12 protein-coding genes are annotated in these 17,880 nt (G+C 66.6%); 8 read left to right on the top strand and 4 right to left on the bottom strand.

Annotated elements, in window-relative coordinates; genetic code table 11:
• Window positions 1–34: 34 nt before the first annotated feature.
• The gene (locus BW39_RS08765) at window positions 35–3,322 is read right to left on the bottom strand and encodes a bifunctional diguanylate cyclase/phosphodiesterase (protein ID WP_043821116.1); all 3,288 of its coding nucleotides are present in this window, start codon (window positions 3,320–3,322) and stop codon (window positions 35–37) included.
• Between the two features lie 540 nt (window positions 3,323–3,862).
• Between BW39_RS08765 and BW39_RS08760 the strand changes: the two genes are divergently transcribed.
• The 3 genes from BW39_RS08760 to prpF are packed head-to-tail and all read left to right on the top strand — an operon-like array spanning window position 3,863 to window position 8,716.
• On the top strand, window positions 3,863–4,843 hold the full coding sequence (locus tag BW39_RS08760; RefSeq protein ID WP_012205422.1) for a tripartite tricarboxylate transporter substrate binding protein: 981 nt from the start codon (window positions 3,863–3,865) through the stop codon (window positions 4,841–4,843).
• A gap of 49 nt (window positions 4,844–4,892) precedes the next feature.
• Window positions 4,893–7,520: a Fe/S-dependent 2-methylisocitrate dehydratase AcnD gene (acnD, locus tag BW39_RS08755; RefSeq protein ID WP_043821114.1), complete on the top strand. Its 2,628-nt coding sequence runs from the start codon at window positions 4,893–4,895 to the stop codon at window positions 7,518–7,520.
• Window positions 7,520–8,716, top strand: a complete 1,197-nt coding sequence (gene prpF, locus BW39_RS08750; RefSeq protein WP_043821113.1) for a 2-methylaconitate cis-trans isomerase PrpF — start codon at window positions 7,520–7,522, stop codon at window positions 8,714–8,716. The genes acnD and prpF overlap by 1 nt, the downstream gene beginning before the upstream one ends.
• A gap of 34 nt (window positions 8,717–8,750) precedes the next feature.
• Here prpF and BW39_RS08745 read toward each other — a convergent pair whose 3' ends face one another.
• On the bottom strand, window positions 8,751–9,683 hold the full coding sequence (locus BW39_RS08745) for a pyridoxal-phosphate dependent enzyme (RefSeq protein ID WP_043821111.1): 933 nt from the start codon (window positions 9,681–9,683) through the stop codon (window positions 8,751–8,753).
• A gap of 67 nt (window positions 9,684–9,750) precedes the next feature.
• Between BW39_RS08745 and BW39_RS08740 the strand changes: the two genes are divergently transcribed.
• Window positions 9,751–10,719: a LysR family transcriptional regulator gene (locus BW39_RS08740; RefSeq protein ID WP_043821109.1), complete on the top strand. Its 969-nt coding sequence runs from the start codon at window positions 9,751–9,753 to the stop codon at window positions 10,717–10,719.
• Window positions 10,720–10,806: 87 nt separating this feature from the next.
• A complete protein-coding gene (locus tag BW39_RS08735) occupies window positions 10,807–11,310 on the top strand; it encodes a GNAT family N-acetyltransferase (RefSeq protein ID WP_043821108.1) in 504 nt (167 codons plus the stop codon).
• A gap of 34 nt (window positions 11,311–11,344) precedes the next feature.
• Here BW39_RS08735 and BW39_RS08730 read toward each other — a convergent pair whose 3' ends face one another.
• Window positions 11,345–12,373 carry a hypothetical protein gene (locus tag BW39_RS08730; protein WP_043821107.1) on the bottom strand — a complete coding sequence of 343 codons (1,029 nt, stop codon included), beginning with the start codon at window positions 12,371–12,373 and terminating at the stop codon, window positions 11,345–11,347.
• A 331-nt stretch (window positions 12,374–12,704) separates the two neighbouring features.
• Between BW39_RS08730 and BW39_RS08725 the strand changes: the two genes are divergently transcribed.
• Window positions 12,705–13,565 (top strand): hypothetical protein, encoded by an 861-nt coding sequence (locus BW39_RS08725; protein ID WP_043821104.1) that lies wholly within the window; start codon window positions 12,705–12,707, stop codon window positions 13,563–13,565.
• A 9-nt stretch (window positions 13,566–13,574) separates the two neighbouring features.
• On the opposite strand, the gene prpR is transcribed toward BW39_RS08725, so the two are convergent.
• Window positions 13,575–15,620, bottom strand: a complete 2,046-nt coding sequence (gene prpR / locus BW39_RS08720) for a propionate catabolism operon regulatory protein PrpR (protein WP_052155297.1) — start codon at window positions 15,618–15,620, stop codon at window positions 13,575–13,577.
• Between the two features lie 176 nt (window positions 15,621–15,796).
• Between prpR and BW39_RS08715 the strand changes: the two genes are divergently transcribed.
• Window positions 15,797–16,792 (top strand): Bug family tripartite tricarboxylate transporter substrate binding protein, encoded by a 996-nt coding sequence (locus tag BW39_RS08715; RefSeq protein ID WP_012205415.1) that lies wholly within the window; start codon window positions 15,797–15,799, stop codon window positions 16,790–16,792.
• Between the two features lie 44 nt (window positions 16,793–16,836).
• Window positions 16,837–17,847, top strand: coding sequence for a Bug family tripartite tricarboxylate transporter substrate binding protein (locus BW39_RS08710; RefSeq protein WP_012205414.1), 1,011 nt, complete (start codon window positions 16,837–16,839; stop codon window positions 17,845–17,847).
• Window positions 17,848–17,880 lie beyond the last annotated feature (33 nt).

Below are 17,880 nucleotides of genomic sequence, written 5' to 3'. Positions count from 1 at the left end.
ATGGAAAGCGGCCCGCGCGGGGCCGTGTCGAATGTCAAGAATGGTTTGAGGGGGCGTCCGGCACCCCGCTGCCATCCGTGCACTCCACCACCTGGGGCCGGTCCTGCGCCTCCTGCGCCTCCTGCGGCAGGTTCGCCGGGCTCAGGGCCGGAGGGCGCGACACGATGGCCTGGCGCACCAGTGCCTCGAAGCTGCGCACGGGCACAGGCGGGCTGAGCAGGTAGCCCTGCCAGGCATGGCAGTGCTGGTCTTCGAGGAACTGGCGCTGCGCCTCGGTCTCCACACCCTCGGCGATGACCTGCAGGCCCAGGCTGGTGCCCAGGGCGACGATGGTGCGCGCAATGGCCGCGTCGTTGGGGTCGCTGAGCACGTCGCGCACGAAGCTGCGGTCGATCTTGAGCTGGTCCAGCGGCAGGCGCTTGAGATAGGCCAGCGAGGAGTAGCCGGTGCCGAAGTCGTCCAGCGAGAACCCCACGCCGTGTGCCTTGAGCGTGGCCATCTTGGCTGCCGTGTCGTCCACGTCGGCCAGCAGCAGGCTTTCGGTCAGCTCCAGCTTGAGCAGGCGCGGATTGGCACCGTGCTCCTTGAGCGCCTGCAGCACCTGCTCCACGAAGCGCGCCTGGTGGAACTGGCGCGGGCTGACGTTGACGGCCAGCATCAGGCAGGCCATGTCCGGCTCCGCCGCCCATTGCGCCAGTTGCCGGCAGGCCTCGCCCAGCACCCATTCGCCCAGTTGCTGGATCAGGCCCGTTTCCTCGGCCAGCGAGACGAAGAGCGACGGCGGCACCAGCCCTTCGCGCGGGTGGTTCCAGCGCAGCAGGCCCTCGGCGCCGACGATGCGCCCGTTCGCCACCTGCGGCTGGTAGTACAGGACGAATTGCGAGCGCACTAGGCCCTCGCGCATTTCCTGCTCCATGGCCGTGCGCGATCTGAGTACGGCCTGCAGTTGCGGATCGAAGAACTGCAGCGTGTTGCGCCCCATGCCCTTGGCCTGGTACATGGCCATCTCGGCACGGCGCAGGACCTCGTCGGCACTGAGTTCCTGCTCGCCGAACAGGCTGGCGCCTATGCTCAGCGTGATGTGGCAGGACTGGCCACTCAGTTGCAGCGGTTGCAGCAGCAGCGAACGCATGCGCTGGACCTCGCCTTCGAGCTTGGAGGCGGCGTGCATGGAGTCCTTGCCCAGGTCCTCCAGCAGCACGACGAAGTCATCGCCGCTGTGGCGGGCCAGCGTGGCCTCGCGGCCCAGGGACTGGGCCAGTCGCTCGGCAATCATGCGCAGCAGCACGTCGCCCAGTTCCAGCCCCAGGCTGTCGTTGAAGGCCTTGAAGTTGTCCACGTCCAGCAGCATGACGGCGCCACAGCGCCCGCGACGGCGGCTGGAGGCCAGCGCCTGCTGCAGCCGGTCCACCAGCAGGCGGCGGTTGGGCAGGCCGGTGAGCGCATCGTAGAAGGCCAGGCGGCGAATTTCTTCTTCGGCGGTCTTGCGCTGGCTCTGGTCCTGCAGGATCAGCAGGCAGCCTTCGTCCAGCAGCATGCCGCCGATGGATACGGAGCGCGCGCAGCCGTCGCTGCCTATGAGCTGGTACTCCTCGGAGTTGAGGGTGCCGCAGCTGTCGGACTCGCTGCCATGGGGGCTTTGGGCAACGCGCGCCCGCGCCTGCGCAGCTTCGAAGCGGCGCTGCATGCGCTGGCGGCGGGCTTCATCCGGGCACATGTTGCGCCACCAGCCGTCGCCATCCATGCCGGCCGTGGCGCCGTGGCCTGCCAGGCGCATGAATTCCTCGTTCCAGTAGGCGAAGCGGCCATCCTCCTGCAGCATGGCCAGGCCCAGGGGCAGGCGCTGGATGACCATGCGCAGGTGGCGCGATCCGTCGCGCTGCATTTGCTGCAAGTGGCGGCGCGCGCTGATGTCCTGCACCAGGGCCATCAGCCGCAGCGATGGGCCGTGGCCCAGCGCGGAGATGTGCAGCTCCACCCAGACCAGGCTACCGTCGCTGCGCCGCAGCTGCCGCTCGATCTGCAGGGCGCGGCGCTGGCCCGCAGCCAGTTCCTGCAGCAGCAGCCTGTCGCCCTCCACCGTTTCGGCGGCCACCAGGGCCAGCAGGGGGCGCTGGCACAGCTGCTGTGCCTCGTGGCCGGTGATGTCGCAATACCTGCGGTTCACATGCAGGACATTGCCGTTGGCCGCGTCGATCTGCACCACGCCCACGGCGGCCTGCTCGAACAGTGCCTGAAAGCGGGCATCGCTCTCGCGCATGCTGCGGGAAGAGGCACGCAGCTGCGCCCAGCTGGACGGATGGCGCCGCCACCAGGCTGCCGCCAGCGAGGCCAGCAGGACTGACACCAGCATGCCCAGCGCAAACAGCACCAGGGGCTGGGCACGCTCGGTCCAGGACAGGGCCGTGCCCACGGGAATGAAGTTCAGCCGCCACAGCCGGTCCTGGGCCTGCAGCGTCTGCTCCAGCACCACCTGGCCGGTATCGCCCAGGCCTACCGCATCCTGCCCGCGCTCGGGCCAGGCAGCACCCAGATACAGCGGCAGCGGCGATACGCCGGCCGGCGGCAGGGGCGAGACCGGGCCTGCGTCATGCATGGCCAGCGCAAGCCGGCCCAGGAAGCCGCGCTCATGCAGGTCCTGCACCAGGTCGTGCACACGAATGCTGACGTCGGCCGTTCCCAGGAACAGCGGATGCGCGGCCGTGCCATCCGGGGACTGGTGGTCCGCCAGCGCAAAGACGGGCGCGCGCACCAGCACGGCGGTGGCATGCTCGCCGGGCTGCTTCATTGCAAACGGCGCCGAGACCACGGCGGCCGCGCTGTCCCGGCTGCGCAGCATGCTGGCCATGAGACTCGGGCGGTCGTGCATGTCCAGACCGGCGATGGATTCATTGCCTTCCACCGGCCAGAGATAGTCGATGAAGAAATAGTGGGGATCGGGCCTGAACGAGGCCGACGGATCCTGGCTGGCCTGACCGCGCTCCGTTGCGGCCCGCGTAAAGGTCAGCGCCTGCATGCCGGGCTGTATCTGTATGCGCAGCGCCTGCGCAATGCGCGCGAAGGCCTGCTGCCCCATCTCGGGAGAGGCGGCCAGCTGGTTGGCCACATGCTGGACCATGACGGCATAGGCATCCAGGCGCATCTCCAGCGCCTGGCGGGCAGACTGGGCCTGTTGCGTATGGCGCTGCAGGTCGATGCGCTCCAGCGCCCGCTGCTGCTGCAAGGCGAGCGCGGCGCTCAGGCACATGCCCACCGCCATGACGGTGGCGGCTGGCCAGGCGGTCCGGATGGCTACAAGCGTGCGCTGGGCAAAAGCTGACATGGAGCGGCTAAGGCTGAATAGGCAGTCACGGGGGAATCGGTCCAGGAGCACGGAACCACTCGTTGCCAGCCCCATGGCCAGCCACCCGAAAAGGCCGGGCAGGCCATGTGGAGCAGAGAGCGAGGATAAATGGATTTCGGCACCCGGCAGGCAAATCATATGTAAGACAAATCCTACAAACGCCTTTGCTCTATCGTCGGAATGCGCTCTTGCTGAAGACCTCCACGGGCAAACCCTAGACTGCAGGCAGCAAGGTGCTTGCACCCGGCCCCCTGTGCCCGAGCCCGCCGGGCCTGCCGGGCCTTGCCTGGCACAAGGGGTGGAGGGCGAGGCATTGCACAAACCTCATCCATGAAATCAGAGGCCGCAGTTTTGAAACATCAATGAAACGGATGGCGCGGCAGCAGGTGGCGCTGCAGCCCTTCAGCCTCTGGCAGCAGGCTGCGGGGCTTGCACGGGTTTCCCCTTGAGTCGGATGGCATGCCGCTTGCAACAAGCCTGGTGCACTGCCAACCATAACTCTGCAGGAGACACCAACCCATGAGCATCAACCGCCGCCGCTTTTGCGCCGCCCTGCCCGCCCCGCTGGCCGGCCTTGCGCTGCCGCACCAGGGCCTGGCCCAGGAGGCCTTTCCCAGCAAGTCGCTGAAGATCGTCTGCCCCTTCGCACCCGGCGGCGGTTCGGACTTCATTGCGCGCGTGGCCTCCAACGTGCTCAACGACAGGCTGGGCCAGCCCGTGGTGGTGGAGAACCGGCCGGGCGCCGGTGGCACGCTGGGCACCGAGTACGCGCTGCGCTCGGCGGCCGATGGCTACACGCTGCTGCTGGTGGCGGGCAGCTATACGGTCAACCCTTCGCTGTACAAGCTGCGCTTCGACCCCGTGGCCGACATGACGCCCGTGATCCAGCTGTCCAAAGGCGCCTACGTGGTCTGCGTGAGCCCCCGCGTGCCCGCCAGAAACCTGCAGGAACTGCTGACCCATGCGCGCGAGAACCCGGGCAAGCTGACCTTTGCCTCGGCCGGCAATGGCAGCCATCTTCACATCGTCACCGAGTACCTGTTCGGCATGGCCAAGGTCAAGGCCACGCATGTGCCCTATCGCGGCACGGGCCCGGCCGTGACCGATCTGCTGTCAGGCAACGTGGACATGCTGGTGGCAGGCACCGAGGCGCTGATGCAGCACGTCAAGAGCGGCAAGCTGCACGCCCTGGCCGTGACCACGGCCCAGCGCCTGCCCGCCTATCCCGAGATTCCGTCGGTGGCCGAAAGCGGCCTGCCGGACTATGACGTGGTGGCCTGGCACGGCCTGCTCGCGCCCAAGGGCCTGCCGCCCGCCGTGCTGTCGCGCATCAATGCGGCGTTGGACACCGGCCTCAAGGCGCCGGCACTGCTGGCCCAGCTGGAGCCCACGGGCGTGTCCCCGGCAGGCGGCACACCGGCCCAGTTCGGCGCCCTGATCCAGTCCGAGATTCCCCGCTACGCCAAGGTGGTGAAAGACAACGAAATCCGCGCACAGTAATCGGCGCACAGCAATCGGCTCACGCAGGCCCGAGAATCCATCCGCCCCCATGACCTCCCGCTACAAGAAACCCCTGCCCGGCACCACGGTGCACTACATCGATGCCCGCGCCGCCGTCGATGCCCTCTCTCCCGGCGCCTGGGCACGCCTGCCCTACACTGCCCGCGTCCACGCCGAGAACCTCGTGCGCCGTGCCGATCCCGCGCAGCTGGACAGCTACCTGCTGCAGCTCATCGAACGCCGCCGCGACATCGACTTTCCCTGGTACCCCGTGCGCGTGGTCTGCCACGACATCCTGGGCCAGACCGCCCTGGTGGACCTGGCCGGCCTGCGCGACGCCATCGCGGCCGAAGGCGGCGACCCGGCCCAGGTCAACCCCGTCGTGCCCGTGCAGCTCATCGTGGACCACTCGCTGGCCGTGGAGTGTGGCGGCTTCGATCCCGACGCCTTTGCGAAGAACCGCGCCATCGAGGACCGCCGCAACGAGGACCGCTTCCACTTCATCGAGTGGACAAAAAAAGCCTTTGCCAACGTGGATGTGATCCCTGCAGGGAACGGGATCATGCACCAGATCAATCTGGAAAAAATGTCCCCCGTGATCACCGTGCAGGATGGCCTGGCCTTCCCCGACACCTGTGTCGGCACCGACTCGCACACCCCCCATGTCGATGCCCTGGGCGTGATCGCCGTGGGCGTGGGTGGGCTGGAGGCCGAGAACGTCATGCTGGGCCGCGCCTGCTGGATGCGCCTGCCCGAGATCGTGGGCGTGCGCCTCACGGGCCGGCGCCAGGCGGGCATCACCGCCACCGACATCGTGCTGGCCCTGACCGAATTCCTGCGCCAGCAAAAAGTCGTCGGCGCCTATGTGGAATTCTTTGGCGAGGGCGCCGACAGCCTGAGCATCGGCGACCGCGCCACCATCTCCAACATGTGCCCTGAATACGGCGCCACGGCGGCCATGTTCTCCATTGACGGCCAGACGCTGGCCTACCTGCGCCTGACCGGCCGCGACGAGGCCCAGGTGCGCCTGGTCGAGGCCTATGCGCGCACCGCAGGTTTCTGGAGCGACAGCCTGGCCGATGCGCAGTACGAGCGCGTGCTGCAGTTCGACCTGTCCACCGTGGTGCGCAACATGGCCGGTCCCTCGAATCCGCACCGGCGCCTGCCCACCTCGGCCCTGGCCGAGCGCGGCATTGCCGATGCGGCAAAACTGCAGGCCGCCCGCGCCCAGGAGGCGCAAGGCCTGATGCCCGATGGGGCCGTCATCATCGCGGCCATCACCAGCTGCACCAACACCAGCAACCCGCGCAATGTCATTGCCGCCGCCTTGCTGGCGCGCAACGCCAACCGTCTTGGATTGGTGCGCAAGCCCTGGGTCAAGTCCTCGCTGGCGCCGGGCTCCAAGGCCGTGGAGCTGTACCTGAAGGAGGCCGGGCTGCTCACCGAGCTGGAGCAGCTGGGCTTTGGAATCGTCGCCTTTGCCTGCACCACCTGCAACGGCATGAGCGGCGCGCTGGACCCCGCCATCCAGCAGGAAATCATCGAGCGCGATCTCTACGCCACGGCCGTGCTCTCGGGCAACCGCAACTTCGACGGGCGCATCCATCCCCAGGCCAAACAAGCCTTCCTGGCTTCGCCGCCGCTGGTCGTGGCCTATGCGCTGGCGGGCACGGTGCGCTTTGACATCGAGCAGGATGTGCTGGCTGTGGTGGACGGCCGCGAGATCCGCCTCAAGGACCTGTGGCCCGCCGACGAGGAGATCGACGCCATCGTCGAGCAAGCGGTCAAACCTGCGCAATTCCGCGCCGTCTACGAACCCATGTTCGCCATCCGCAAGGACGATGGAGACAAGGCATCGCCCCAGTACGACTGGCGCCCGCAGTCCACCTACATACGCCGCCCGCCGTACTGGGACACCGAAGGCGTGGGCGCACTGGCGGCCTTCCCGCGCACGCTGCGCAACATGCGGCCGCTGGCCCTGCTGCCCGACAACATCACCACCGACCACCTGTCGCCCTCCAACGCCATCCTGGCCGACAGCGCGGCGGGCGAATACCTGGCGCGCATGGGCCTGCCCGAGGAAGACTTCAACTCCTACGCCACCCACCGCGGCGATCACCTCACCGCCATGCGCGCCACCTTCGCCAACCCGCAGCTGGTCAACGAGATGGCCGTCATCGACGGCGTGCAGCACAAGGGATCGCTGGCGCGCATCGAGCCCGAAGGGCGCGTGGTGCGCATGTGGGAGGCCATGGAAACCTACCTGAACCGCCGCCAGCCGCTGATCATCATTGCGGGTGCCGACTACGGCCAGGGCAGCTCGCGCGACTGGGCGGCCAAGGGAGTGCGGCTGGCCGGAGTCGAGGTCGTGGTGGCCGAAGGCTTCGAGCGCATCCACCGCACCAACCTCATCGGCATGGGCGTGCTGCCGCTGCAGTTCCTGCCGGGCACCGACCGCAAGACCCTGGCCCTGGACGGCACGGAAGTCTATGGCGTGGAAGGCGAGCGCACGCCGGGCACCCAACTCACTCTGGTGATTGAACGAAGAAGCGGCCAGACGCTGCGCGTGCCCGTGACCTGCCGGCTGGACACGGCCGAGGAGGTATCGGTCTACGAGGCGGGCGGCGTGCTGCAGCGCTTTGCCCAGGACTTTCTTGCACAGACACAGGACGCTTGATGAACACCACACCCCAGATCCGCATTCCCGCCACCTACCTGCGCGGAGGCACCAGCAAGGGCGTGTTCTTTCGCCTGCAAGACCTTCCGGAGGCTGCGCAACAGCCGGGCCCCGTGCGCGACGCCATCCTGCTGCGCGCCCTGGGCAGCCCCGACCCTTACGGCAAGCAGATCGACGGCATGGGCAATGCATCGTCGAGCACCAGCAAGGCCGTGATCCTCTCGGCCAGCACGCGCGAAGGCCATGACGTGGACTACCTGTTCGGCCAGGTCTCCATCGACCGGCCCTTCGTGGACTGGAGCGGCAACTGCGGCAATCTCTCGGCCGCCGTGGGGCCCTGCGCCATCCACATGGGATTGATAGCCCCTGCGCGCATTCCACGCAACGGCACGGTCACCCTCCGTATCTGGCAGGCCAATATCGGCAAGACCATCGTGGCCCATGTGCCCATCACGAACGGACAGGTGCAGGAGACGGGCGACTTCGAGCTCGATGGCGTGACCTTTCCTGCGGCCGAGGTGGCGTTGGAGTTCCTGGACCCTGCCGATGAGGGAGAGGACGGAGGAGCCATGTTCCCCACGGGCCATCTCGTGGACCGGCTGGATGTTCCCGGAGTCGGCAGCTTTGCAGCCACGCTGATCAATGCGGGCATTCCGACCATCTTCCTGAACGCAAAGGACCTGGGCTACACGGGCTGCGAGCTGCAGGACGCCATCAACGGCGATGCCGAGGCGCTGGCGCGCTTCGAGGCCATACGCGCCCACGGCGCCCTGCAGATGGGCCTGATCCAGGAACTGTCCGAAGCCGCCAAGCGCCAGCACACGCCCAAAATCGCCTTTGTGGCACCGCCGGCGCCCTACACGGCCTCCAGCGGCAAACGCATCGAGGCAGGCGATGTGGACCTGCTGGTGCGCGCCCTGTCCATGGGCAAGCTGCACCACGCCATGATGGGCACGGCGGCGGTGGCCATCGGCACGGCGGCAGCGGTGCCGGGCACGCTGGTGAATCTGGCGGCGGGCGGCGGCGAACGCGGCGCCGTTCGCTTCGGCCATCCCTCCGGCACGCTGCGCGTGGGCGCCGAGGCCCGGTTGGTGAATGGCCAGTGGCAGGTGACCAAGGCTTTGATGAGCCGCAGCGCGCGCATCCTGATGGAAGGCTGGATCAGGGTGCCTGGCGAGGTGTTGAACGCCGCGTGAATGCGCAGGGTCCGGCTTCAGGCCTGGGCCGTGCTCACGCCTGGGCGGCCAGCGCCGCTGCGTGCCACGTCCGCAGTTGCTCCAGCGTGTTCGTCGTGCCGCCGCAGGCCACCACCAGCACGCGCTTGAAGCCCTGCAGCGCAGGTGCGCCTGCGTAGGCCAGGGCCAGCGCGGCACCGCAGGCGGGCTCCAAATGCAGGCGATGGTCATCAATGAAGCGCAGGCAGGCGTCCAGCGCCTGCGCATCCGTCACCACGGCGCTGCGCACGGGGTGCACCTGCGCCAGATCGAAGGCCCGCTGGCAGACCTGGCGCGCGCCCAGCGAGGTGGCAACGCTGGTGATGCGGTCCAGCAGCACGCGGCGGCCCTGGGCCAGCGACTGCGCCAGGGAGTCGGCGCCGGCCGTCTCCGCGGCAATCACGGGCACATCGGTCCAGCCGTGGCGCTCCAGGCCCTGAACCACGCCGGCCAGCAGGCCGCCGCCGCCCACGGCCAGCACCACGGCGTCGGGCTTGAAGTCGGCAGCAGCCAGCTCATCGACCAGGGTGGAATGCCCCGCCCACAGCAGCGGGTCGTCAAACGGATGGACAAAGGCATCCTCGGCGCCCAACAGGGACTGGGCCAGGGCATTGGCCTCGTCCCAGACGGCGCCATGCACGATCAGCTCGGCGCCCTGGGCACGGATCAGTGCCCGCGCATGCTCGGTCGTGGTTTGCGGTACGACCACGGTGACGGGTATGGACAGCTGCCGCCCGGCATAGGCCACGGCAATGCCGGCATTGCCGCCCGACGAAGCCACAAAGCGCTTCTTGCCCTGGCGCGCCAGGGTCTCGCAGGCATGGCCTATGCCGCGCAGCTTGAATGATCCGCAGGGTTGCAGCGCATCCAGCTTGAGCCAGATTTCAGGACCACCGGCGTGGCTCAGGGCATGGGACGGGATAAGGGGAGTGAAGGTGTGCAAAGGCATGGGGTGGCAGTGTAGAACTGGCGTTCAGCCGCGATAATCCCTTGGCTTTTCAAATATTCTTTGCGCCATGAGCACAAATCAAGCCCTGCCCCTGTTCGGAGAAATGGCCATCTTCGTCAAGGTGGTGGACACGGGCAGCTTCTCCGAGGCCGCGCGTCAGCTGGGCAGCACGCCATCGGCCACCAGCCGGGGCGTGGCGCGGCTGGAAAGGGCTCTGGGCCTGCGCCTGCTGGAACGCACCACGCGAAAGCTGCGCCTGAGCGAAGCCGGCCGCGAGGTGCATGCGCGCTGCCTGGACATGGTGGGCGCCGCCCAGGCCGTCATGGCCGCGTCCCTGCTGCAGGACGCGCAGCCGCGCGGCCTGGTGCGCATCAGCGTGCCCAAGGCCGTGGGCCGTACCGTGGTCCATCCCCACATGCCCGACTTCCTGGCCCTGTATCCCGAGGTCGACGTGCAGATGCGGCTGGAAGACCGCTACATGGACCTGATCGACGACCCGGTGGACCTGGCCATACGCATCACCAACCACCCGCCGCCGGGCCTCATGGGCCGCCACCTGATGGACATCGACCATCTGCTGTGCGCCTCGCCCCAGTACCTGGCCCAGCACGGCACGCCCGTGCATCCGCTGGAGCTCAAGGCCCACAGCTGCATCTACCTGGGGGAGGAGCCCGGCGACGCGCACTGGAAGCTGCGCGGCCATGGCAAGACCGTCACCGTGGCCGTGCGCGGGCGCTATGCCGCCAACCACACCGGCGTGCGGCTGGACGCCGTGCTGCAGCACATCGGCATCGCCAGCCTGCCCCGCTTCACGGCACGCGAGGCCCTGGCGGACGGGCGCATCGTGCAAGTGCTGCCGGACTGGAGCTTTCTGCCCAACTACAGCGGCCAGCTGTGGATTCTTCACCCGCCCACGCGCCACCTGCCGCTCAAGCTGCGCGTGCTGATGGATTTCCTGGCCGAGCGGCTGGGCGGCTGGGCGGGGTTGGTGGGCCGCCGGTCCAGCGTGGCTAGCACCACAGCGGCAAGCGCTTGACAAACCTGTGGGGTAGCCGCGAGGCGTTGACCGGCGGCGCACGCACCTGCGTCGATACACTTTCGGCTTCACATCTGAGGGACGGTCATGGACACGAACATCTATGTTTCGGAGCTGACAGCGGATCTGGAAACAGAGTTCATCAAAGGTGCCAGCCAAAGCCGCAAACTGCACGCGCCATGGGTGTCGCCCCCCAGCACGCCGCAGGAATTTCAGAGCTACCTGGCACGCGTGCAGGAGCCGGCTGGGGCCGCCTTTGTGATCTGGGAGTGGCGCAGCGACGGTTTTGCCGGAATCGTGCAGATCACGAACATCGTGATGGACCCGTTCCGCTGTGGCCTGATCGATTTCTATGCGTTCTCGGGCTTTGAGGGAAAGGGCCTGATGAAGGAAGGCCTCGCGCATGTCGTGAAGCAGGCTTTCAGGACACTGAAGCTGCATCGGCTGGAAGCCAACATCCAGCCTGAGAACAAGGCAGCCATTGCACTGGCCAAGTCATGCGGCTTCAAGCTGGAGGGCTTCTCGCCGGCGTTCATGAAGGTTGGAACCCGCTGGCGAGACCATGAGCGCTGGGCGCTGCTGGCCGCTTAGGTTGTGCCGCGCGATCTTGGTCGCCTGTTGAATGTCAGTGGGGCAAGCTGCGAGATCTCAGTTTTGGCTCGTCGCTCCAGGGGTTTCGCACGGCAATGCCATCGTTTTTGGCCAGTTTGACCAAGGCTTGGAAGGACTCCGAGAATTGTCTCTCTGTCAACAATGCCCGCATCCGCCGCACAAAGCGCGTGCGCGGACTTTCGTCGGGCTCGTTGTCAAGGTCGAACTGGAAGATCCGGTACAGACCAATCAGCACAGGCTCCAGCCACTTCCCCTCGGGGGCCGCTGACTTGGCAACATCCTGGTACCAGAGATCCAGGGGCCTCTCGTACTGAAAGATCATGTCGTTGTAGCCCTTGCTGGATGGGGCAGGAAATGCCAGCCATTGACCCATGGTCCATAGGTCATACAGTGCAAAACGGAAGGCTCTCAACGGGAGCTCTTCGTGGTCCCATGGAAAGTATCTGGGTGCTCTGCTGACGTAAGTGTCTCGGGGCACTGGCAACTGCACAGTGTCTTGAGACAGGTCTGGAAGCATCAGGTTGAACAGCCGTTCGTTGTGCCCGTTCGTATGTATGTCCACAATTTTGCAATGTGCATAGGGCGCAGGGGCGTCAGGAAGCTGAGACACAGCGAGGGGCAACTCTTTTTCCAACTCTGACGTGCTGACCAGGCGCGTGCCTCCGGAAGATGCATGGCCCTGCCCGATGCTGAAGAGCAAAGTGAAACCTCCGAGGCGATCTCCCGGCAGCGCCTGAGGGTGCTCCATGAACTGGTCCCGCAATGAGCGCAGCACCGTCTCGTCCTGGCAAGGGTGCAGGTACAGGAACAGCAGCAGATTCAAATGGCGCACCGTGGAATCACGGTCCCAGTCGTGGAGCTTTTTCCAATGGGGAAGGGAGCCTTTGAGGAAGTACCTCTTGACGATCCCCCGGCCCTTCTTGGTCATTTCCAGCGCATAGAGCATTTGCTCGATCTCCGGCCACTGCTTCTCGCGCTCCTTCATCCAAGACTTGTCGTCGGTTTTCCAGTGACTGGTGTCGAAATTCTCCAGGGGATTCAAGGAACTCACTCTATTTCACTCCCAAAGCTTCATGCTTGTTGGGGGCGATGATAGACAGCCCACAGCGATCGGTACTGGACATTTTGACCAGTGAAGAGGAGCCCTGGAAGGCGAGTGGCACCGCGAAGCAGGAACGGCTGCATCACGCAGGTCGTGCGCTCCTGCCTGCGTGCTGGCACTGGGCATGGCACATCTGCCGACCCTCATACGAAAATCGCATTCAACCTGAAAAAGGTCAAATTCCTCCGGTGTGACGGGTCGCTCAATATGTCCAAGTGAATCGCGGTTAAAGTCGGCTTCCATTCGATTCACCCCTCACAACGGAGCAAGCATGTCAAAGCGACTGAATGGCCTCATGGCCGCGGCCCTTGCCGCCTTCATTTCCACACCCGCGCTGGCCATTCTGCCGGATTCGGGCATGTGGAGCATTGGCGCGGAACTCAATGGCAAGCCCGGGCGCGGCATTCAGATCGACAGGCAGGGTGGCTCCACGCTGATCCTGACCTATTTCGGTTATCGCGCGGACGGATCGTCCCTGTTCCTGCAAGCCGCAGGCACGCTGAAGGACGGCAAGCAGTTTGACGGCGTGCTCACGGAATACCGCAATGGCCGCGCACTGGGTGGCCAGGCCCGCGATGGAGAGCTTGCACAGGAGGCTGGCCCGGTCAGGATCGTCTTCGATTCCTCCACCACGGCGACGATCACCCTGCCCGGCGAGGCTCCGCAGCGCCTTCAGCGCTTCCAGTTCGAGGATCTCAGGAACCGGCTCAACTTCACGTTCTCCCATTCGAGCGCACAGGACTATGCACGAATGTCGTCATCTGGCGAAATAACTTTCAAGGTTGATGCGAACTCATTGATCGCCGTCGAGAGATCAAATGCTGGAAGCATTGCCTGCGAGTACAGTGGGAATTTGCAACCGACGGGTGATTCCTTCAGCTCCGAAGGAACTGCCCAATGTTTTTTTGGGGCCACGTCGCAAGCCTACCTGTACAACATGAGAGAACTGAAGGTGGATGAGTTCGGCGCGCTCACTGCACGTTTTTATTTCAGGCATCCCAGCTATCCCGAACTGCGACCTTCCCTTCGGTCGGTCGCTGGCATATGCAAAGGCAGTGCAGCCAATATTGACGTCTACCGTTGCGATCCATCCGATTTGAAACTTGACCCTGGCCTCTGGAAAGAGTGGTGACAGCTCGCGTCAGTCGTTTTGGCTACGCAACCTGCGCCACAGCGTGGCCCGGCTGATGCCCAGGATCTCGCAGGCGCGGCGCTGGTCGCCCTGCACCTGCTCCAGTACTTCGCGCATGCGCTGGCGCTCGGCATCGCGCCGGGCCTCTCGCAGTTGCAGTTGCCGCTGCTGCGCTGGCAGGGCCTGAACGGTACCCTGCCCAGCCCCGTCGCATTCAGGAAACAGCTCCCGCAACCGGCCCATGTCCACGCGGCCCGCGCTGTCACGCAGGTCGTGGCGGCAGGCCAGCATGCGCTCCACCCAGTTGTCCAGCTCTCGCGCATTGCCGGGCCAGCGGTGAGCGGCGGCCAAATCCAGCAAGGCTTCCAGCAAGGGCTCCAGTGAAGAGGCCTCGGCCTGCAGCGACTGCGTGCGCAAACGTCGCGCAAGCATGGTGCGGGCCAGGGCCTGGACATCGCCCTGTCCGCGTTCGTGCAGTCCGGGCATGGCCAGGCGCAGCACGGCCAGGCGGTAGAACAGGTCGCGCCTGAATTCACCGCGCTCGACCAGGGCCGCCAGATCGGCATGCGTGGCGGCGATGACGCGCAGGTCCACGGGCACGGACGTGGTGGAGCCTACGCGCAGCACTTCGCGCTCCTGCAGCACGCGCAGCAGGCGGGACTGCAGGGCCAGCGGCATGTCTCCGATCTCGTCCAGGAACAAGGTGCCCGTATGGGCCGCCTCGATCAGCCCGGTCTTGCCGCCGCGCCGCGCGCCGGTGAAAGCGCCTTCGTCGTAGCCGAAGAGTTCGCTCTCCAGCAGGCTTTCCCCCAGGGCCGCGCAGTTCACCGCCAGAAAGGGCTGGGCGGCGCGCCGGCTGGCGCGGTGCATGCCCTGGGCCAGCAACTCCTTGCCCGTGCCGCTGTCGCCCTGGATGAGCACGGTGGCATCGCTGGCCGCGAACTGGCGCGCCAGGCGGCGCACGCGCTGGGCGGGTTCGCTGTCGCCCGCGTAGTCTTCGATGCGCCAGCGCACGCCCGCTCCGCGCAGGCTGCGGTTGGCGCGCAGGTGGCGGTCGGCGCGCTGGATGGTGGCGGGGTCGCGGCAGACCAGCAAGGCGCCCGTGAGCTGGCCGTTTTCCACGATGGGCGCGCGCCGTACCACCAGGGTGCGCATGGCCAGCTGGACCACGTCTTCACTGCCTTCGGGCTCCAGGGACTGCGACTGCAGCGCCTGCGCCAGTGCCAGCGCGGGCGCCACCTCGTCCAGCAGCCGGCCATGCAGCGCCCTGGCGGGCGCTCCCAGCAGGGCTGCCATGGTGGGGTTCAGTGCCTGGATGCAGCCTTGGGTGTCCACGGCGACCACGCCGTCCTGCAACTGGCCAAGCACGGTTTCCAGCCGCTGGTGGCGGGCCCGCTCGGCATGGCGGTGGCGGGCCAGCAGCACCGCGTCGCGCAGGGCCTGCAGCACGGCGCCGTCGGAGTACAGCAGCACGCTGGGAATGCCGGCCTGCTCGGCCAGGTCGGCAACCAGACCTGGCGCGACCACGGCACCCACGCCTGCGGCCTGCAGCGCACGCACGCAGGCCTGGGCATCCTCGGGCCCGTGGTAGCTGAACTGGGCAATGCCGGCGCCGAACAGCGCGTCGAACTGGGCCAGGTGCGGCGAGGGATGGTCGAACGACACCAGCCCGATGCGCGGCGTGCCGCCCGCCTGCGCCAATTCCCGCGCGCTGGCCAGCGCCTGCAGCAGATCGAAGCCGCGCACCTCGATCATGACCACGGGAATGTCGACATGCTCGCGCACCCAGGCACCACTGGCGCCGGCGGCCACCAGGGCGTCTATGGGCTCGACCGCCTGCAGCGCGCGCACGGCCTGCACAGCGTCGTCAAAGGCCGCGCTGACATGCTCCACACGCACCTGGTCGCCCACCGCCAGGGACATGCGCTCCAGCACGCGGCCGATGCGGTGGCGGCCTATGGTGACGACACGAGGCCATGCCGTGCGGGGGGCGGACGGGGTTCCAGGGACAGGGGCCACGACTGATTCATTCATGCAACCGATTATTTCATTCATGCAACATCGCGCTGCATGAATCCAGCAGCAGGTTCCGCCCCATCCTCTTGTGAACTGAAAAATGCATTTAGATCAATGGCTTGCAACAACAAGGGTTTACCCTTTATTGCCATGGCATGCAGCTTGCAAACAAGGCCGGCGTTTCAATCATTTCAAGTATTTCCAGGAGACTCCCCATGCACCAGCCATCCCGCTTGCCCCGCCGCACTGCCCTGGCCGCCCTGCTTGCCACCGTGCTGCCGCTGGCCGGCGTGTCGTTTGCCGCGCCTGCCGCCGATGCCTGGCCCACTCGCCCCATCCGCCTGGTGGTGCCGTTCTCTGCAGGCGGCGCCAACGACCTGATGGCCCGCTCGGCCGCCGAAGGTGCGTCGAAAATCCTGGGCCAGCCCGTGGTCATCGACAACCGGCCCGGCGCAGGCGGCACCGTGGGCGCCGACATCGTGGCCAAGGCCCAGCCAGATGGCTACACCCTGCTGGTGAGCGCGGCCGGCGTGATCTCCAACAGCATGATCAAGAAGACCATGCCGTTCAAGGACGATGCGCTGGTGCCTGTGGCCATGATCGGACTGGCGCCTTCGGTGATCGTGGTTCCCAAGAACGCGCCCTACCAGAACCTGCGCGATTTCGTCGAGGCATCGAAGAAGGGCCAGGGCTTCAATTTCGCCACGGCCGGCACGGGCAGCACGCCGCATTTCGTGGCCGAGATGCTGAACGTGAAGTACGGCGCACAGCTGCAGCCCGTGCCCTACAAGAGCGGATCGGAAAGCACGACGGCCGTGCTGGGCGGCCAGGTGGAGGGCACGTCGGAAGCCAGCATCATCGCCCTGCCCCACATCCTCAATGAGGGCAAGTTCAAGGCCCTGGCCACGACCTGGACGCAGCGCATCTCCGCCTATCCGCAGCTGTCCACCGCCGTGGAGCAGGGCTTTGCCGAGCTGCAGATCGCGCACTGGGCCGGCATCCATGCGCCCAAGGGAACGCCGCCTGCCATCCTGGACAAGCTGGCCGCCGCCGTGGACCAGGCCATGAAGGAGCCGGCCACCGTGGAGAAGCTCAAGGGCCTGGGCATCGAGCCCATCGGCGGCACGCGCGCCGAGTTCGTGAAATTCACCGATGCCGAGCGCAAGCGCCTGGGCGAGATCGTCAAGGCCGCGAAGATGCAGGAAAAGTGAGCCGCTCCCGCCACAACCACGGATCCCAACCGAGACAAGACACCATGAATACCCGCCGCAATACCCTCCGCCTGAGCTTGGGGCTGGCCCTGAGCGCCACCGCCGCTGCTGCGGCCCTGCTCGCCGCTCCCGCCACCGCCGTGGCCCAGGGCGCAGATGCCTGGCCCTCGCGCCCCATCAAGCTCATCGTGCCCTATGCGGCCGGCGGCTTTGCCGATACGCGGGCCCGCAAGATCGCCGACAAGATAGGCCAGAGCCTGGGCCAGCCCATCGTGATCGACAACCGCGGCGGCGCGGGCGGCGTGACGGGCACGGATGCCATTGCCAAGGCCACGGACGGCCATACCTTCGGCTTCGGCTCGCCAGGCCCGCTGGTGACCAATCCCATGCTGATGAAAAAGCTGCCCTACAACGCCGCACGCGACCTGCAGCCCATCATCCTGATCGAAGAGGCGCCGCTGATCCTGACCACGGCGCCCAACCAGCCGTTCAAGACCGTGGCCGAGCTGGTGGCTGCAGCCAAGGCCAAGCCGGGCACGCTGACCTATGGATCGTCGGGCGTGGGCGGCGCCCACCACCTGTCGGGCGAGCTGCTGGCCTTCCAGACGCGCACGGACATGGTCCATGTGCCCTACAAGGGCGGCGCGCTGGCAGCCACCGACCTGATGGGCGGGCACCTGGCCTTCATGTTCGAGATGGGCTATGCGGCCCTGCCCGCCATCCAGGGCGACAAGGTCAAGGCGCTGGCCGTGTCCAGCAAGCAGCGACTGAAGGTGCTGCCCAGCGTGCCCACGCTGGATGAGGCGGGCATCAAGGGCTTCGAGTCGTACAACTGGCTGGGCATGATCGCTCCGGCCAGCACGCCGCCGGCCGTGATCGAGCGCCTGAACAAGGCCGTGAACGAGGCACTCAAGGACGCCGAGGTGCGCGCCATGATCGAGAACACGGGAGGCATGGTCATGGGCGGCACGCCCCAGGCCTACGGCAAGTTCATCGAGGCCGAGCGCGCCAAGTGGGGCCCGGTGATCAAGAACGCCAACATCACGCTGGACTGAGCGCCAGCCCGCACATCGCTTTTTCCCATTCGA

The organism is Delftia sp. RIT313 (assembly GCF_000632165.1).
Taxonomy (GTDB): domain Bacteria; phylum Pseudomonadota; class Gammaproteobacteria; order Burkholderiales; family Burkholderiaceae_C; genus Comamonas; species Comamonas acidovorans.
The sequence above is the reverse complement of the archived record's forward strand: the minus strand, read 5'-3'. Positions and strand labels throughout refer to the sequence as shown.

Coding starts and splice junctions, on each gene's coding strand:
- BW39_RS08740 (WP_043821109.1), top strand. CDS start 9,751: ATGAGCACAAATCAAGCCCTGCCCCTGTTCGGAGAAATGGCCATCTTC.
- BW39_RS08760 (WP_012205422.1), top strand. CDS start 3,863: ATGAGCATCAACCGCCGCCGCTTTTGCGCCGCCCTGCCCGCCCCGCTG.
- BW39_RS08735 (WP_043821108.1), top strand. CDS start 10,807: ATGGACACGAACATCTATGTTTCGGAGCTGACAGCGGATCTGGAAACA.
- BW39_RS08745 (WP_043821111.1), bottom strand. CDS start 9,683: ATGCCTTTGCACACCTTCACTCCCCTTATCCCGTCCCATGCCCTGAGC.
- prpF (WP_043821113.1), top strand. CDS start 7,520: ATGAACACCACACCCCAGATCCGCATTCCCGCCACCTACCTGCGCGGA.
- BW39_RS08765 (WP_043821116.1), bottom strand. CDS start 3,322: ATGTCAGCTTTTGCCCAGCGCACGCTTGTAGCCATCCGGACCGCCTGG.
- BW39_RS08725 (WP_043821104.1), top strand. CDS start 12,705: ATGTCAAAGCGACTGAATGGCCTCATGGCCGCGGCCCTTGCCGCCTTC.
- BW39_RS08715 (WP_012205415.1), top strand. CDS start 15,797: ATGCACCAGCCATCCCGCTTGCCCCGCCGCACTGCCCTGGCCGCCCTG.
- prpR (WP_052155297.1), bottom strand. CDS start 15,620: ATGAATGAAATAATCGGTTGCATGAATGAATCAGTCGTGGCCCCTGTC.
- BW39_RS08710 (WP_012205414.1), top strand. CDS start 16,837: ATGAATACCCGCCGCAATACCCTCCGCCTGAGCTTGGGGCTGGCCCTG.
- acnD (WP_043821114.1), top strand. CDS start 4,893: ATGACCTCCCGCTACAAGAAACCCCTGCCCGGCACCACGGTGCACTAC.